This is a genomic window from Streptomyces sp. NPDC048442, assembly GCF_040651475.1.
In the GTDB taxonomy this organism is placed as follows: domain Bacteria; phylum Actinomycetota; class Actinomycetes; order Streptomycetales; family Streptomycetaceae; genus Streptomyces.
Genome location: NZ_JBEZKB010000048.1, coordinates 22,634 through 36,618, shown reverse-complemented (window position 1 = coordinate 36,618; position 13,985 = coordinate 22,634). Strand labels below are relative to the sequence as shown.

Genomic DNA, 13,985 nt, shown 5'->3' with positions numbered 1-13,985 from the left:
CTCAAGGAACGGACGCTTCCTTTGTACTCACCCTCGCGGGCTTTCCTCCGGACGTTTTCGTTCGGTGTTTCATTTTGTTCTGTTCTTGCGTTTCCAACTCTACCAGATCATTTCCGCGCCGTTTCCGGTTTGGGTTTTCTTTCCGGTGGCCGTTGAAGAGCCTTTGCCTTTCGGCGTGTTCACTACTTTAGCGGCTTTCCCTTGCGACTCATAATCGAGTCGGCGGGGATGAATTCAGGCATGCCGAAATTCGTACCCGTGAGGGAAGTCGTAGTAGTGGTTGGCCGCTCCGGGGGCTGCTTGGTTCGGTCCGATGGACCGTGCCGACAGCAGTGCCCGTTTCAAGCGGCTCGGGCTACGTTAGGCGGGCGACGGGGTCGCGTCAAGTTGCCCGACGGCGCGGCTTGTGGGCCCGGTACGGGCTCACCGTGGGGTCGCCGGCGATCCAGAAGCGCCAGGGGTGGTCCGCCCCTTCGCCGCCCACCCCCGTGCGCGGGCCGTTCTGTCGCTGGTCAGGTGCGACCGGGGTGCCGTGCAGTACGGAGAGGGGTGAGTCCGGGTCCGTACAGAGGTCGGTGCCGTCGAGGGCTCGGGTGATGTCCAGGCCGGTGGCCAGGCGGGCGGGGCCTTTGGCCAGTTCGTTGTCGTTTCGGGCTGAAAGTCGCCGTTTGCGGACGAGGTCGGCGCCGGTGGTGATCTCGCCGCCGCGCAGGAGCACACCGCTTGCGTAGTGCTCCGGGCCGCACACCAGGTTGAGGCTGAACCACATGCCGTAGATGAAGTAGACGTATGCGTGTCCGGGCGGGCCGAACATGGAGGCGTTGCGGGCGGTGCGGCCACGGAACGCGTGCGAGCCCGGGTCCCGCTCGCCGTCGTACGCCTCGACTTCGGTGATGCGGAGCTCCACGGGGCCCTCTGGAGTGCGGCGTACCAAGGTGCGGCCCAGGAGGTCGGGGGCGACCTCCAGTACGGGGCGGTCGAAGAAGGTGTGGGTGAGCGGCGTACGTTCCTGGGGCTGCGCGATCATGCCTGCCGAGGGTACTGGAACACGGTCCGTGCGTACCTCGTACGCGGGTGGGTACGGAACCGGGCGCCCACATTGAGCGTTTGTACCGGTCAGGACCGGAAACTTTGGGGAGAACCATGGGATTCAAGAAGCTGCTGGCGAGCCTGGGTGCGGGCGGTGCGTCCGTGGAGACGGAGCTGACCGAGGCCAACGTCGTGCCGGGTGGTGTGGTGCAGGGCGAGGTGCGGATCCAGGGCGGGTCCGTGGACCAGCGGATCGAGGGGCTGTCGGTCGGGCTTCAGGCGCGCGTCGAGGTCGAGGGCGGCGAGCAGGAGGTCAAGCAGAACATCGAGTTCACCAAGCTGAAGCTCGGTGGGGCCTTCGAGGTGAAGGCGGGGGCGGTGCACGTGGTGCCGTTCGGTCTTGAGATCCCGTGGGAGACGCCCGTCACCAACATCGCCGGGCAGCACCTGCGCGGGATGGACATCGGTGTGACCACGGAGCTGGAGATCGCGCGGGCGGTCGACTCCGGGGACCTGGACGCGATCAATGTGCACCCGCTGCCTGCGCAGCAGGCGATTCTGGACGCGTTCATCCAGCTGGGGTTCCGGTTCAAGAGCGCCGACATGGAGCGCGGGCACATTCGGGGGACGCGGCAGAAGCTGCCGTTCTACCAGGAGATCGAGTTCCTGCCGCCGCAGCAGTACCGGGGGCTCAACCAGGTCGAGCTGACGTTCGTCGCGGACGACCGGGAGATGGACGTGATCCTGGAGATGGACAAGAAGCCGGGGCTGTTCAGCGAGAGCAGCGACTCCTACCGGGCGTTCCAGGTGGGGCTGCACGACTTCCAGAACACCGACTGGGCCGGGTACCTGAACCAGTGGCTGGCCCAGGTCGGTGGGCAGCGCAACTGGCTCTAGTGGCAGAGGGGCCGACCGTAAAGAAGATGAAGAGAGCAGTAGAGAGCAGTGAGGAAGGTGTTGACGTGACCGAGGCCAAGAGGGCGCCGCTGCCGCACGACTTCCACCCCCCGGTGGCGTCGTTCAGCGTGGTGAGTGAGGACGTCGCCGAAGGGGCCGTGCTGCGGGACGCGCAGGTCTACTCGGGTGGGAACACCTCGCCGCAGCTGCGGTGGGAGGGGTTCCCGGCAGAGACGAAGAGCTTCGCCGTGACGTGCTTCGACCCGGACGCACCGACCGGGAGCGGATTCTGGCACTGGACGGTCTTCGACATTCCGGTATCCGTGACCGGGCTGCCCGCGGGCGCCGGCAGCGGGAAGTTCGAGGGGCTGCCCGAGGGCGCGCTCCAGGCCCGTAACGACTACGGGACGAAGGACTTCGGCGGGGCCGCTCCCCCGGCCGGCGAGAACCACCGGTACGTCTTCACCGTGTACGCGGTGGACGTCGAGAGCCTGGGCATCGACGCGGACACGCCGCCCGCCGCCGTCGGGTTCAACCTGCGGTTCCACACGCTCGGGCGTGCACAGCTCGTGGCTCAGTTCGAAGCTCCGGCAGAGGGCTGAGCAGCGTCGGAGAAGATTCACGGGGTATTTGCCCGCTCCCGGTCTTGAAAGAGATCGGGAGCGGGCAGTTTTTGTTTGGGGGGACCTCGGCTTCCCTTCGGGGACGCCGTTAATGCGTTGTCCATCGCGGCGAGTCCCGCCAGAGTTGATCCAAGCCCGCCAAGGGGTGGGCCGGCACACGGAGGGTGGGCGGGATGCGTGACACGCTGGTTTTGAACGCGAGCTTCGAGCCACTGTCGACGGTGACACTGAACCGTGCGGTGGTGCTTGTCCTGACGGACAAGGCCGTGGTCGAGAAGTCGCATCCCGGGCTGCGCATGCGCGCCGCCGCAGTCGATCTTCCGGTGCCGATGGTGATCCGGCTCAGCAGGTACGTACGGGTGCCGTTCCGAAGACAAGCTCCGTGGTCGAGGCGGGGCGTGCTGATACGGGACCAACACAGGTGCGCGTACTGCGGGAAGCGGGCGACGACCGTGGACCACGTGGTGCCGCGGTCGCGCGGTGGGGCGGACAGCTGGTTGAACACGGTGGCTTCGTGCGCCGAGGACAATCACCGCAAGGCGGACCGTACGCCGGAGAAGGCGGGGATGCCGCTGCTGTTCCAGCCGTTCGTACCGACTCCGGCCGACGCGATGCTGTTGTCGCTGCGCGGTGGGGAGTGGGACGCGCTGCCCGAGTGGCTGGCCCAGGCGGCGGCGTAGACCGGACGAACCGGTGGTGAGGAGGCCCGTCCCGTGGTGGGGGCGGGCTTCTTCGCGTACCAGGGATCGCGTACCCGGGTTCGCGTACCAGAGTTCGCGTACCCGGGCGGGTGGGCTCAGGCGAGCAGGAGTTGGGCGATCGCGACGATGCCGACCGCGACGATCACCGCGCGCAGGACCGTGGGCGGCAGGCGGCGGCCGACCTTGGCGCCGAGCTGGCCGCCGAGGGCTGAGCCGACGGCGATCAGGAGGACCGCGGTCCAGTCGAATTCGGCGACGAAGAGGAAGAAGACCGCGGCGACTCCGTTGACGACGGCGCCGAGGACGTTCTTGACGCCGTTGATGCGCTGGAGGGAGTCGTTGAGCAGGAGGCCCATGAGGGAGAGGTAGAGGACTCCCTGGGCGGCGCCGAAGTAGCCGCCGTACGCGCTGGCGAGGAGCAGGCCGAACAGGAGGGCGGGGCCGCCGTCCGGGTGCGGGCCGGCCACCGGGGCGCCGTTGCGTTCGCGGCGGCGCTTGAGCGCTGCGGAGAGCTTGGGCTGGAGTACGACCAGGATCAGCGCGAGGCCGATCAGGACGGGGACGATCGTGTCGAACGCGGAGGACGGCAGTGCGAGCAGCAGGATCGCGCCGAGCAGGCCGCCGACCAGGGCGGTGAGGCCGAGGCGGAGGATGCGGGGGCGCTGGCCGCGCAGTTCGTGGCGGTAGCCGATGGCGCCGCTGATGGCGCCGGGGACCAGGCCGAGGGTGTTGGAGACGTTGGCGACGACGGGTGGCAGGCCGGTCGCGAGCAGTACCGGGAAGGTGAGGAGGGTGCCGGAGCCGACGATGGTGTTGATGGTGCCCGCGCCGATTCCCGCGGCGAAGACGGCGAGCATCTCCCAGATCGTCATGCGGTGCTGCCCCTCGTGGTTGCCGTGATGATCGCTGCCGGATGCATCGATCATGCACGAGGGGCGGGGCGGGTCAGTCGATGGGGGGCTGTTCGCGGCGTTCCTTGCTGTTGCCCGAACCGCCCGAACCCCCGCTCATCGGGCCGAAGTTGCCCATCGCGCCGGACAGGCCCTTGAGGGCGTCGCCGATTTCGCTGGGGACGATCCAGAGCTTGTTGGCGTCGCCCTCGGCGATCTTCGGGAGCATCTGGAGGTACTGGTAGGCGAGGAGCTTCTGGTCGGCGTCGCCGGCGTGGATGGACTCGAAGACCGTACGGATGGCCTGGGCTTCGCCCTCCGCGCGCAGTGCTGCCGCCTTGGCTTCGCCCTCGGCGCGCAGGATCGCGGACTGCTTGTCGCCCTCCGCGGTGAGGATGGCGGACTGCCGGGTGCCCTCGGCCTGGAGGATCGCTGCGCGCTTGTCGCGGTCGGCGCGCATCTGCTTCTCCATCGAGTCCTGGATGGAGGTCGGCGGCTCGATCGCCTTGAGCTCGACGCGGTTGACGCGGATGCCCCACTTGCCGGTGGCCTCGTCGAGGACGCCGCGCAGGGCCGCGTTGATCTCCTCGCGGGAGGTCAGGGTCCGCTCCAGGTCCATGCCGCCGATGATGTTGCGCAGCGTGGTGACGGTGAGCTGCTCGATGGCCTGGATGTAGCTGGCGACCTCGTACGTCGCGGCGCGGGCGTCGGTCACCTGGTAATAGATGACGGTGTCGATGTTGACCACCAGGTTGTCCTGGGTGATCACCGGCTGGGGCGGGAACGGGACGACCTGTTCGCGGAGGTCGATCCGGTTGCGGATCGAGTCGATGAACGGGACGACGATGTTGAGCCCCGCGTTGAGGGTGCGGGTGTAGCGGCCGAATCGTTCGACGATCGCGGCGCTGGCCTGTGGGATGACCTGGATCGTCTTGATCAGGGCGATGAAGACCAGCACCACCAGAATGATCAGGACGATGATGATCGATGACATCGCTTCCCCGTGCCCTTCGTGTCTCTCGGTCCTGCGGTGATGATCGGTCCCTGCGGTGATGATCGGTCCTGCGGTGAAGATCGAGACCGTGGTGAAGATCGAGCCTGCCAGAAACCGGTGCGGTGTGCGGGGTGTTCGGTCACATGGCCGCGCGTACTGCCACATGCGGAAACGCTCACATGACGACGGCCGTGGCTCCGTCGATCTCGACCACGTCGACCTGTTGGCCCGGTTCGAAGGACTGTTCACAATCCAGGGCGCGGGCGGACCAGATCTCGCCCGCCAGTTTGATGCGGCCGGCGCCGCTGCCGTCGACCCGTTCCAGGACGACGGCCTGTCGCCCCTTCAACGCGTCGATTCCGCTGGCCAGTTGGGGCCGTTGACTTCGGTGCCGGGCGGCGACGGGGCGTACGACGACGATCAGGATGACCGAGACCGCTGCGAACACCAGGACCTGGGTGACGAGACCGCCGCCCAGGTACGAGGCGAGCGCCCCCGCCAGCGCGCCGGCGGCCAGCATTCCCAGTTCGGGCATCGTCGTGACGACGAGTGCGATGCCCAGCACCGCCGCGCCGATCAGCCACCAGAGCCATGCGTCCATGTTCACAACGGTCATGGTAGGGGCGGGTGGTCGGCGCGGACAGGGCGCACGGGGACGTACGTATCGCCCGGGGGTCGTACGTACTAGTTCATCGGGAGGCCCTGTGCGGTGTAGCGGTCGCCGCGGTGCTCGACGAGGAGCGGCAGGCCGAAGCAGAGCGAGAGGTTGCGCGAGGTCAGCTCGGTCTCCACGGGGCCCGCGGCGAGGATCTTGCCCTGACGGATCATCAGGACGTGCGTGAAGCCCGGGGGGATCTCCTCGACGTGGTGCGTGACCATGATCATCGAGGGGGCGTACGGGTCGCGGGCCAGGCGGCCGAGGCGGCGGACCAGGTCCTCGCGGCCGCCGAGGTCGAGACCGGCGGCGGGCTCGTCGAGGAGCAGCAGCTCGGGGTCGGTCATCATCGCGCGGGCGATCAGGGTGCGCTTGCGCTCGCCCTCGGAGAGGGTGCCGAACTTCCGGTCCAGGAACTCCGTCATGCCGAGCCGGTCGAGGAACGCGCGGGCGCGCTGCTCGTCGACCTCGTCGTAGTCCTCGTGCCAGGTGGCGGTCATTCCGTACGCGGCGGTGAGGACGGTTTCCAGGACGGTCTGACGCTTGGGCATCTTCTCGGCCATCGCGATGCCGGCCACACCGATACGTGGACGGAGGTCGAAGACGTCCACCTTGCCGAGGGTCTCGCCGAGGATCTTGGCGGAGCCGGAGGAGGGGAAGAGGTAGCTGGAGGCGATGTTCAGCAGCGTGGTCTTGCCGGCGCCGTTCGGGCCGAGGATGACCCAGCGTTCGCCTTCCTTCACCGACCAGGAGACGTCGTCCACCAGAGCCCGTCCGTCGCGGACCACGGATACGTCCACCAGCTCCAGTACATCGCTCATGAGCGCGTTGTCTCCCCATGCAGTATCGAAATGTCGCGTGTGCCTGTGGGCACAGCGCCCAAGGAAAACCTACGCCACCGGTCGGACGGTCTTGCCCTTGGGACTGCTCTTGCTTCTCTTCTTGGGACCGGTGCGGGCGGGAATCTAGGCTGTCCGCATGCTCACGGAACCACGTTCAGGAATGCTGGCGGCCTGGGGAAATGCCCTGTTGGGGGGATTCGTCTCGCCGGACGACGCTGCGGCCGCCGTTGTCGGGGACGACGCGGTGCACCGGGTGACCGGTCTGCCGGGAGAGGACACGCCGGTCGGACTCACGCTGGCGCTGGGACGGCTGCGGGCGCTCGGGGCGACCGGACTGCGGGTCGCGCTCCCTGCGCCGGGTCATCCGCTGGGGCTCAGCGGGCCGCCGGAGTTCAACGCGCGGGCACTGGAGGCCGAGGAGGCGGTGGTCTGTACGGGGGCGGCGCTCGGGCTCGTACCGGAGGTCGAGGAGATCGGCCCCGCGGGGGACGTACGAGTGGAGGTGACGTGGGTGTGCTCGCCGGTACGGGACGCGCCGCCGGCGGACGTGCCGTCGCTCGGGGAGGCGGAGCGGGAGCTGGCGGAGGCGCTGCGGGACGCGACGGCGGTGCTGACGCGGCTGGATGTGGCGGGGTCGGGTCCGGTGGCTTCGGCGGCCCTCGATGCTTACCGGGCGCGGGCGGAGGCTTCCCGGGACATCCTGGCTCCCGGGTACCCGCCCCGGGCGGTGCGGGTGCTGGAGCTGGCGCGGCGGGTGGGGCTGATGGTGTCGCTGGCGTACGGGAACGGGCACGGGGGTGCGGTCAGTGCTTCGGAGATCTGGGCGCGGGGGGAGGCGTTGAGGCCGGTGGAGAGAGTGGCTCGGCGAGCGATGGTGGCGGCGTACGGGGTGGTGGTGGAGGAGAGGGCGTGAGGGGTGGTGGTGGAGGTGGGCGGTCGGGAGGGGGTGGGCTCCGTGTGGGGGCCGCCCCTTGCCCGTCTGCCAAGGGGAAAGCCCCGCAGCAGGGGCTGCGGGGCTTTCGGGTGGTGCGGGGTGCCGGCGAGAGTCAGTGGTTCAGGCCGGTGTTGCCGAAGGTGGGGTTCAGTGCGCCGATGACGGTGACGGCGTTGCCGACCGCGTTCACCGGGATGTGCACCGGGGCCTGGACCAGGTTGCCGGAGGCAACGCCCGGCGACCCGACGGCCTTGCCGTTGGCCTCGGCACCGTGACCGGTGGCGGAGGCGGCACCGGCGCCCGCGGCGATGAGCCCACCGGCGACCAGGGTGATGGCAGCGGCCTTCTTCAGGTTCTTCACTTCAGGTTCCTCCTAGCGATGACCACGGCCAGCCGCCGCAGCACGCCATGAAGAACGGCCGGGCGCCGTTCGGGTTGCGCCGTTCGGATTACTTACACACGACAGTATGAAATCTCAGGCCGGAGGACGACGGTCCGTATGGGCCTCGTACGGGGCGCGTACCCGGGCTCCTACGGGGCTGGTACCGGGCTCGTACGGGGCTGGTACAAGGCGGCGTTCAGTCCGTCAGGCCGTTTCGGACGGCCCAGAGCGCGGCCTGGGTGCGGTCCGCGAGATCCAGTTTCATCAGGATGTTCGACACGTGGGTCTTGACGGTCTTCTCGGAGAGTACGAGGGCGCGGGCGATCTCCCGGTTGGAGCGGCCGTCCGCGATCAGGGCGAGGACCTCGCGCTCGCGGTCGGTGAGGGAGGTGTTGCGGCCCTGCCCGCCCAGCGGGTCGTCCTGGGAGAGGAGGGCGCCGGCGACCTCGGGCTGCAGGAGCACATGGCCGGCGTGGACCGAGCGGATGGCGCCGGCCAGGGCGTCCGGGTCGACGTCCTTGTACACGTACCCAGAAGCGCCTGCCCGCAGGGCGGGGACGACCGTGCGCTGCTCGGTGAAGCTGGTGACGATCAGCACCTTCGCCGGGTTGGCGAGCTCGTGGAGCTTGCGCAGGGCTTCGATGCCGTCGGTGCCGGGCATCTTGATGTCCATCAGGACGACGTCGGGGCGGAGGGATTCCGCCTGGGCGACTCCTTCCGCGCCGTCGCCCGCCTCGCCGACGACCTCTATGTCGTCCTGGACCTCGAGGAACGTGCGCAGTCCTCGCCGTACGACCTGGTGGTCGTCGACCAGCAGGACGCGGATCTTCGGTTTCGCTCCCGGGGACGGGGCGTTTTGGCCGGCCTCAGGCACCGGGGACCTCCATGGTGATCGTGGTGCCCTTTCCGGGCGCCGAATCCACTGTGAGCCTGCCGCCGACCCCGCCCGCCCGGTCCCGCATCGACACCAGGCCGAGGTGGCGGCCCGCGCGGCGTACTCCCCCGGGCTCGAAGCCGCAGCCGTCGTCGGCCACGCTGAGCCGGACGTGATCGTCGCGCTTTTCGAGTACGACGTCCACGCGGGCGGCGCCGGAGTGGCGGAGCGCGTTGTGCAGGGCCTCCTGGGCGACGCGGAGCATCGCTTCCTCCTGGGCCGCGGGGAGGGCGCGCACTCCGCGGCCGTCGAAGACGACGCGGGCGCTGTGGGCGCGGTCCATGACCTGGATCTGCGTACGGAGGGTGGCAACCAGGCCGTCCTCGTCGAGGCCGGCGGGGCGCAGTTCGACGACGGCGGCGCGGAGCTCGTCGGCGGCTTCGGCAGCGAGGGCGGCGACCTGGTGGAGTTCGTCCTTGGCGCGGGCCGGGTCGCGGTCGACGAGGGCGGCGGCGGCCTGGGCGGTGAGGCGCAGCGAGAAGAGCTTCTGGCTGACGGCGTCGTGCAGCTCGTGGGCCAGCCGGGAGCGCTCCTCGGCGATGGTGAGCTCGCGGCTGCGCTCGTACAGGCGGGCATTGGTGAGGGCGATCGCGGCGTGCTGGGCCAGGATCGTGAGGAGTTCCTCGTCGTCGGCGGTGAAGCCGCAGCCGCCGGTGGGCTTGGGGCAGCGCTTGTTGGCGAGGAAGAGGGCGCCGATGACTTCGTCGCCGTCGCGGATGGGGAGGCCGAGGAAGTCGGACATGTCGGGGTGGGCGTCGGGCCAGCCCTCGAAGCGGGGGTCCTTGCGTACGTCGGCGAGGCGCTCGGTCTCGGCGCCGTGCAGCATCGCGGCGAGGATGCCGTGCTGGCGGGGCAGCGGGCCGATGGCCTTCCACTGGTCGTCGCTGACGCCGTCGACGACGAACTGGGCGAAGCCGCCGTGGTCGTCGGGGACCCCGAGCGCGGCGTACTCGGCGTCGAGGAGGTCGCGGGCGGAGGCCACGATCGTTTTGAGGACGTCGCGGACTTCGAGGTGGCGGCTCATGGCCAGCAGGGCGGAGCTGACGGCCGCCAGGCCGCCGGAGGAGGGGTGGGGGCCGGGGGTCATGTCGGTCACCGTACCGGTGGGGTGGGGGGGGACGGGATCGGGCGTGGGACGGCGGTGGGGAGGGACCTGGGGACTAGGTCTCGGGGCGGGGGTGGGGGTGAGCGGGAGCGAGGTGGGGCAGGGGTGGGGGTGGAGCGGGGGCGAGGTGGGGGCCGGCGGGGGCGGAGCGGGGGCCGGGCGGGGGCGGAGCGGGGCGAGTGCTGCGGCATTCGGTAGCTGGCTGCTTTGCGGTGGTTACGGTTGGTGAGTTTGTTGTGGGGGCCGTGTGAGGCCGGGCATAGGACGTAGGTCACTTACGAAGGGCCGTAGTGGACATGTAAAGGGGGTGTGAGCGGGGGGTGTGGGGGTGCGGGACGGGGGCGGACGACCCCCGGTCCACTACCTGGCTTCGTAGGTCACACCTTTGCCTGGGGATTTTGCGGCCGCTAACAATGGCTGCCGTCGCGGAGTCCGCGGCGCTTCCTTGTCCCCTTCGAGAGGTACGTCTGCATGTCCTCCGCTCCTGGCCACAGTCGTCTGACCAAGACCCACCGGGTTTCGATCGCCGGTGTCGCCGCTCTCGGCGCCGCCTCCCTCGCGCTCACCCTTCTGCCCGGCGGTGGTTCCGCCGAGGCGGGCACGCAGGACATGGCGACGGTCGCGACGGTTGCCTCGCAGGGCAGCAACACCGTGCAGGCGAGCATCGCCGAGCAGCACTCCTTCGCCGACAAGCGGGTCAAGGACGCCGCGGCCGCCAAGGCGAAGGCGGAGGCCAAGGTGAAGGCCGACGCAAAGGCAAAGGCTGCGGCGAAGGCGAAGGCCGACGCGAAGAAGCGGGCCGACGAGCGGGCCGCCGCGAGCCGCGCCGCCGCACGCAAGCCGGTGTACGCGAACAACCTTGACGGTTGGATCCGCGAGGCGCTGGCCGTCATGCAGGCGAAGGGCATCCCCGGCTCGTACGACGGGCTGCACCGCAACATCATGCGTGAGTCGACCGGCAACCCCCGGGCCATGAACGGCTGGGACATCAACGCGCAGAACGGCACCCCCTCGGTCGGCCTCCTCCAGGTCATCCAGCCGACGTTCAACGCGTACCACGTGCCGGGCACCCCGCACGACATCTACAACCCGGTCTCCAACATCACCGCCGCGGCCAACTACGCCGCCGACCGGTACGGCTCCATCGACAACGTCAACGGCGCCTACTGAGTTCGCAGGGACGAGATCCGCAGGTACGAGAGAGGGGCGGCTCCCGGAGTGATCCGGGAGCCGCCCCTCTCTCGTGCGTCTCAGTGCGTCTCAGTGCGTCACTTGCGCATGACCTCGGGCTCGTGCCTGCGCAGCAGGCGGGCGACCGCGAAGCCGCAGACCAGGCCGAGCGCGAGCAGGACCGCGATGTTGATGCCCCACTGGCTTGCCGTGTGCTCCCACAGCGGGTCCAGGTCGGTCGGGTTCTGCCGGTCCCACGGCGGCATCAGGTGCGCCAGGTCCAGCGTCGTACCTGCGGCGCCGATCGCCCAGCGGGACGGCATCAGCCAGGCAAACTGCTCCAGGCCGACCTGTCCGTACACCTTGAACAGGATGCCGGTGAAGACGACCTGCACGATGGCGAACATGACCAGCAGCGGCATCGTCTTCTCGGAGGTCTTCACCAGCGAGGAGATGACCAGGCCGAACATCATCGAGGTGAAGCCGAGCGCGATGACGGAGACACAGATCTCGACGGCGGGGGGCATGATCAGGCCCTCCGCCGGGAGGTCCCGGGTGGAGAAGCCGATGCCGCAGATGATGACGCCCTGGAAGGCCGTGATCACGCCCAGGACGACGACCTTGGACATCAGGTAGGCGGAGCGGGAGAGGCCGGTGGCCCGTTCGCGCTCGTAGATCACCCGTTCCTTGATCAGCTCTCGGACCGAGTTCGCGGCGCCGGAGAAGCACATGCCGACCGCGAGGATCAGCATGATGGTTCCCGCGTCGCCGTTGTAGATGGACGGCTTCTTGGGCGGGCCGAGGCCGAAGTCCGCCGGGATCACAACGCTGACCAGGCCGAGCACGGCCGGCAGTATCACCATCAGGCCCAGGAAGCCCTTGTCGGACGCGATGACGGACACGTACCGCCGGATCAGCGTGATCAGCTGTGCGCCCCAGCCCTGCGGCTTCGGCGGACGCATCTGCTGCGGGGGCGGCATGTGTACGGACTGCGCGGCAACGGCGTCGATGTCCGCCGCGTACATCTGGTAGTGCTGCGAACCGCGCCAGCGGCCCGCCCAGTCGTAGTCGCGGTAGTTCTCGAAGGCGGAGAAGACGTCGGCCCAGGTGCTGTAGCCGAAGAAGTTCAGGGCCTCCTCGGGGGGACCGAAGTACGCGACGGAGCCGCCCGGCGCCATGACGAGGAGCTTGTCGCAGATGGCGAGCTCGGCGACCGAGTGGGTCACGACCAGGACGGTGCGGCCGTCGTCGGCGAGGCCGCGCAGCAGCTGCATGACGTCGCGGTCCATCCCCGGGTCGAGGCCCGAGGTCGGCTCGTCGAGGAAGATCAGCGACGGCTTGGTCAGGAGCTCCAGGGCCACCGAGACGCGCTTGCGCTGGCCGCCGGAGAGAGAAGTGACCTTCTTCTCCTTGTGGATGTCCAGCTTGAGCTCGCCGAGGACCTCGCCGATCCGCTGGTTGCGCTCGTTCTCCGTGGTGTCCGCGGGGAAGCGCAGCTTGGCGGCGTACTTGAGGGCCTTCTTGACGGTCAGTTCCTTGTGCAGGATGTCGTCCTGCGGGACCAGACCGATGCGCTGGCGCAGCTCGGCGAACTGCTTGTAGAGGTTCCGGTTGTCGTAGAGGACGTCGCCCTTGTTGGCGGGCCGGTAGCCGGTGAGCGCCTTGAGGAGGGTCGACTTTCCGGAGCCCGAGGGGCCGATGACCGCGATGAGGGACTTCTCGGGGACGCCGAAGGAGACGTCCTTGAGGATGTCCTTGCCGCCGTCGACCGTCACCGTGAGGTGGCGGGCGGAGAAGGAGACCTCACCGGTGTCGACGAACTCTTCCAGCCGGTCGCCGACGACGCGGAAGGTGGAGTGGCCGACGCCGACGATGTCGTTGGGGCCGAGCAGCGCCGTGCCCGACTTCTGCATCGGCTGGCCGTTGATGTACGTGCCGTTGTGCGAGCCGAGGTCGCGGATCTCCATGCGGCCGTCGGGCGTCGCGTGGAACTCGGCGTGCAGCCGCGAGACCTGGAGGTCGGAGACCACCAGCTCGTTCTCCAGGGCACGGCCGATGCGCATGACGCGGCCGAGTGCCATCTGGTGGAACGTGGTCGGGCTGCGGTCGCCGTACACCGGCGGGGCCCCCGCGGCACCGCCGGGCGAGGCACCCTGGCCCTGCTGAGGCACGTGCGCCTGGGCAGCGGGCTTCTGCTGCTGGTACGGCGGCTGCTGCCCCTGCGCGGACTGCTGGTGCTGCTGGGGCGGCTGTTGGTGCTGGGGCTGCTGCCAGCTCGGCTGCTGCGCCTGGCCCTGTCCGGCCTGCTGCCAGCTGGGCTGCTGGTGCTGGCCCTGCTGGGGCGCCGACTGCTGGTGCGCCGCAGGCTGGTGCTGTGAGGGCGCCGCCTGCTGGGGCATGGCGGAGCCGGCGGCTCCGGCCGACCCGGAGAGGACCAGCTGCGGCCCGTCCGTCGCGTTGCCCAGGTGTACGTCGGAGCCGGGGCCGATCTCCATCTGGTGGATGCGCTGACCCTGCACGTATGTGCCATTGGTGCTGCCGTGGTCTTCGATCACCCAGCTACGGCCGCCCCAACTGATCGTGGCGTGCCGCCAGGAGACCCTGGCGTCGTCGATCACCACGTCGCCCTGGGGATCGCGCCCCAGGGTGTACGACCTGGACGAATCGAGAGCCCAGGTCCTTCCATTCAATTCCAGTACGAGTTCCGGCACTCCATGCCCCACTAGTTGTCCCCCGTAGTTACGCCCGTCACCGGGAGTCTAGGGATGGTGAACATCGGGGGGAACTATTTCAGGCCCGAGCTCGAATACGAAAGTCGGGCCATGTGAA

Annotated in this window: 15 protein-coding genes; 6 read left to right on the top strand and 9 right to left on the bottom strand. The window is 69.1% G+C overall.

The window, feature by feature from the left end; translation table 11 throughout:
• On the top strand, nucleotides 1-214 hold a 214-nt coding region (locus tag AB0D18_RS39615; RefSeq protein WP_362430548.1), incomplete at its 5' end, for a hypothetical protein.
• A gap of 168 nt (nucleotides 215-382) precedes the next feature.
• On the opposite strand, the gene AB0D18_RS39610 is transcribed toward AB0D18_RS39615, so the two are convergent.
• Nucleotides 383-1,027, bottom strand: a complete 645-nt coding sequence (locus AB0D18_RS39610; RefSeq protein ID WP_362430546.1) for a DNA-3-methyladenine glycosylase — start codon at nucleotides 1,025-1,027, stop codon at nucleotides 383-385.
• A 116-nt stretch (nucleotides 1,028-1,143) separates the two neighbouring features.
• On the opposite strand from AB0D18_RS39610, the gene AB0D18_RS39605 reads away from it, so the two are divergent.
• The 3 genes from AB0D18_RS39605 to AB0D18_RS39595 all read left to right on the top strand — a co-directional run bounded on the left by AB0D18_RS39605 (nucleotide 1,144) and on the right by AB0D18_RS39595 (nucleotide 3,229).
• Complete coding sequence (locus AB0D18_RS39605; protein ID WP_362430545.1) at nucleotides 1,144-1,926, top strand: sporulation protein; 783 nt, start codon at nucleotides 1,144-1,146, stop codon at nucleotides 1,924-1,926.
• Nucleotides 1,927-1,991: 65 nt separating this feature from the next.
• Entirely contained in the window at nucleotides 1,992-2,528 is a 537-nt protein-coding gene (locus tag AB0D18_RS39600) for a YbhB/YbcL family Raf kinase inhibitor-like protein (RefSeq protein WP_362430543.1), read from the top strand.
• 194 nt (nucleotides 2,529-2,722) lie between these two features.
• On the top strand, nucleotides 2,723-3,229 hold the full coding sequence (locus AB0D18_RS39595; RefSeq protein ID WP_362430541.1) for an HNH endonuclease: 507 nt from the start codon (nucleotides 2,723-2,725) through the stop codon (nucleotides 3,227-3,229).
• A 116-nt stretch (nucleotides 3,230-3,345) separates the two neighbouring features.
• Here the strand turns inward: AB0D18_RS39595 and AB0D18_RS39590 are convergent, their stop codons facing one another.
• From AB0D18_RS39590 to AB0D18_RS39575, 4 genes are all read right to left on the bottom strand, one after another.
• On the bottom strand, nucleotides 3,346-4,122 hold the full coding sequence (locus AB0D18_RS39590; protein WP_362430550.1) for a sulfite exporter TauE/SafE family protein: 777 nt from the start codon (nucleotides 4,120-4,122) through the stop codon (nucleotides 3,346-3,348).
• A gap of 73 nt (nucleotides 4,123-4,195) precedes the next feature.
• A complete protein-coding gene (locus AB0D18_RS39585; RefSeq protein WP_362430539.1) occupies nucleotides 4,196-5,134 on the bottom strand; it encodes an SPFH domain-containing protein in 939 nt (312 codons plus the stop codon).
• 175 nt (nucleotides 5,135-5,309) lie between these two features.
• The gene (locus AB0D18_RS39580) at nucleotides 5,310-5,750 is read right to left on the bottom strand and encodes an NfeD family protein (RefSeq protein WP_362430537.1); all 441 of its coding nucleotides are present in this window, start codon (nucleotides 5,748-5,750) and stop codon (nucleotides 5,310-5,312) included.
• Nucleotides 5,751-5,818: 68 nt separating this feature from the next.
• Nucleotides 5,819-6,610 (bottom strand): ABC transporter ATP-binding protein, encoded by a 792-nt coding sequence (locus AB0D18_RS39575; RefSeq protein ID WP_362430535.1) that lies wholly within the window; start codon nucleotides 6,608-6,610, stop codon nucleotides 5,819-5,821.
• Nucleotides 6,611-6,767: 157 nt separating this feature from the next.
• Between AB0D18_RS39575 and AB0D18_RS39570 the strand changes: the two genes are divergently transcribed.
• Nucleotides 6,768-7,544: a hypothetical protein gene (locus tag AB0D18_RS39570; RefSeq protein WP_362430533.1), complete on the top strand. Its 777-nt coding sequence runs from the start codon at nucleotides 6,768-6,770 to the stop codon at nucleotides 7,542-7,544.
• 133 nt (nucleotides 7,545-7,677) lie between these two features.
• On the opposite strand, the gene AB0D18_RS39565 is transcribed toward AB0D18_RS39570, so the two are convergent.
• The 3 genes from AB0D18_RS39565 to AB0D18_RS39555 form a co-directional block, all read right to left on the bottom strand.
• Nucleotides 7,678-7,926: a chaplin gene (locus tag AB0D18_RS39565; protein ID WP_362430531.1), complete on the bottom strand. Its 249-nt coding sequence runs from the start codon at nucleotides 7,924-7,926 to the stop codon at nucleotides 7,678-7,680.
• A 217-nt stretch (nucleotides 7,927-8,143) separates the two neighbouring features.
• Complete coding sequence (locus AB0D18_RS39560) at nucleotides 8,144-8,821, bottom strand: response regulator transcription factor (protein ID WP_362430529.1); 678 nt, start codon at nucleotides 8,819-8,821, stop codon at nucleotides 8,144-8,146.
• Nucleotides 8,814-9,968, bottom strand: a complete 1,155-nt coding sequence (locus AB0D18_RS39555; RefSeq protein ID WP_362430527.1) for a GAF domain-containing sensor histidine kinase — start codon at nucleotides 9,966-9,968, stop codon at nucleotides 8,814-8,816. Before AB0D18_RS39555 ends, AB0D18_RS39560 begins: the two co-directional genes overlap by 8 nt.
• Nucleotides 9,969-10,457: 489 nt before the next feature.
• Between AB0D18_RS39555 and AB0D18_RS39550 the strand changes: the two genes are divergently transcribed.
• Nucleotides 10,458-11,156, top strand: coding sequence for a transglycosylase SLT domain-containing protein (locus AB0D18_RS39550; RefSeq protein ID WP_362430525.1), 699 nt, complete (start codon nucleotides 10,458-10,460; stop codon nucleotides 11,154-11,156).
• Nucleotides 11,157-11,254: 98 nt separating this feature from the next.
• Here AB0D18_RS39550 and AB0D18_RS39545 read toward each other — a convergent pair whose 3' ends face one another.
• Nucleotides 11,255-13,879, bottom strand: coding sequence for an FHA domain-containing protein (locus AB0D18_RS39545; protein ID WP_362430523.1), 2,625 nt, complete (start codon nucleotides 13,877-13,879; stop codon nucleotides 11,255-11,257).
• Nucleotides 13,880-13,985: the final 106 nt, after the last annotated feature.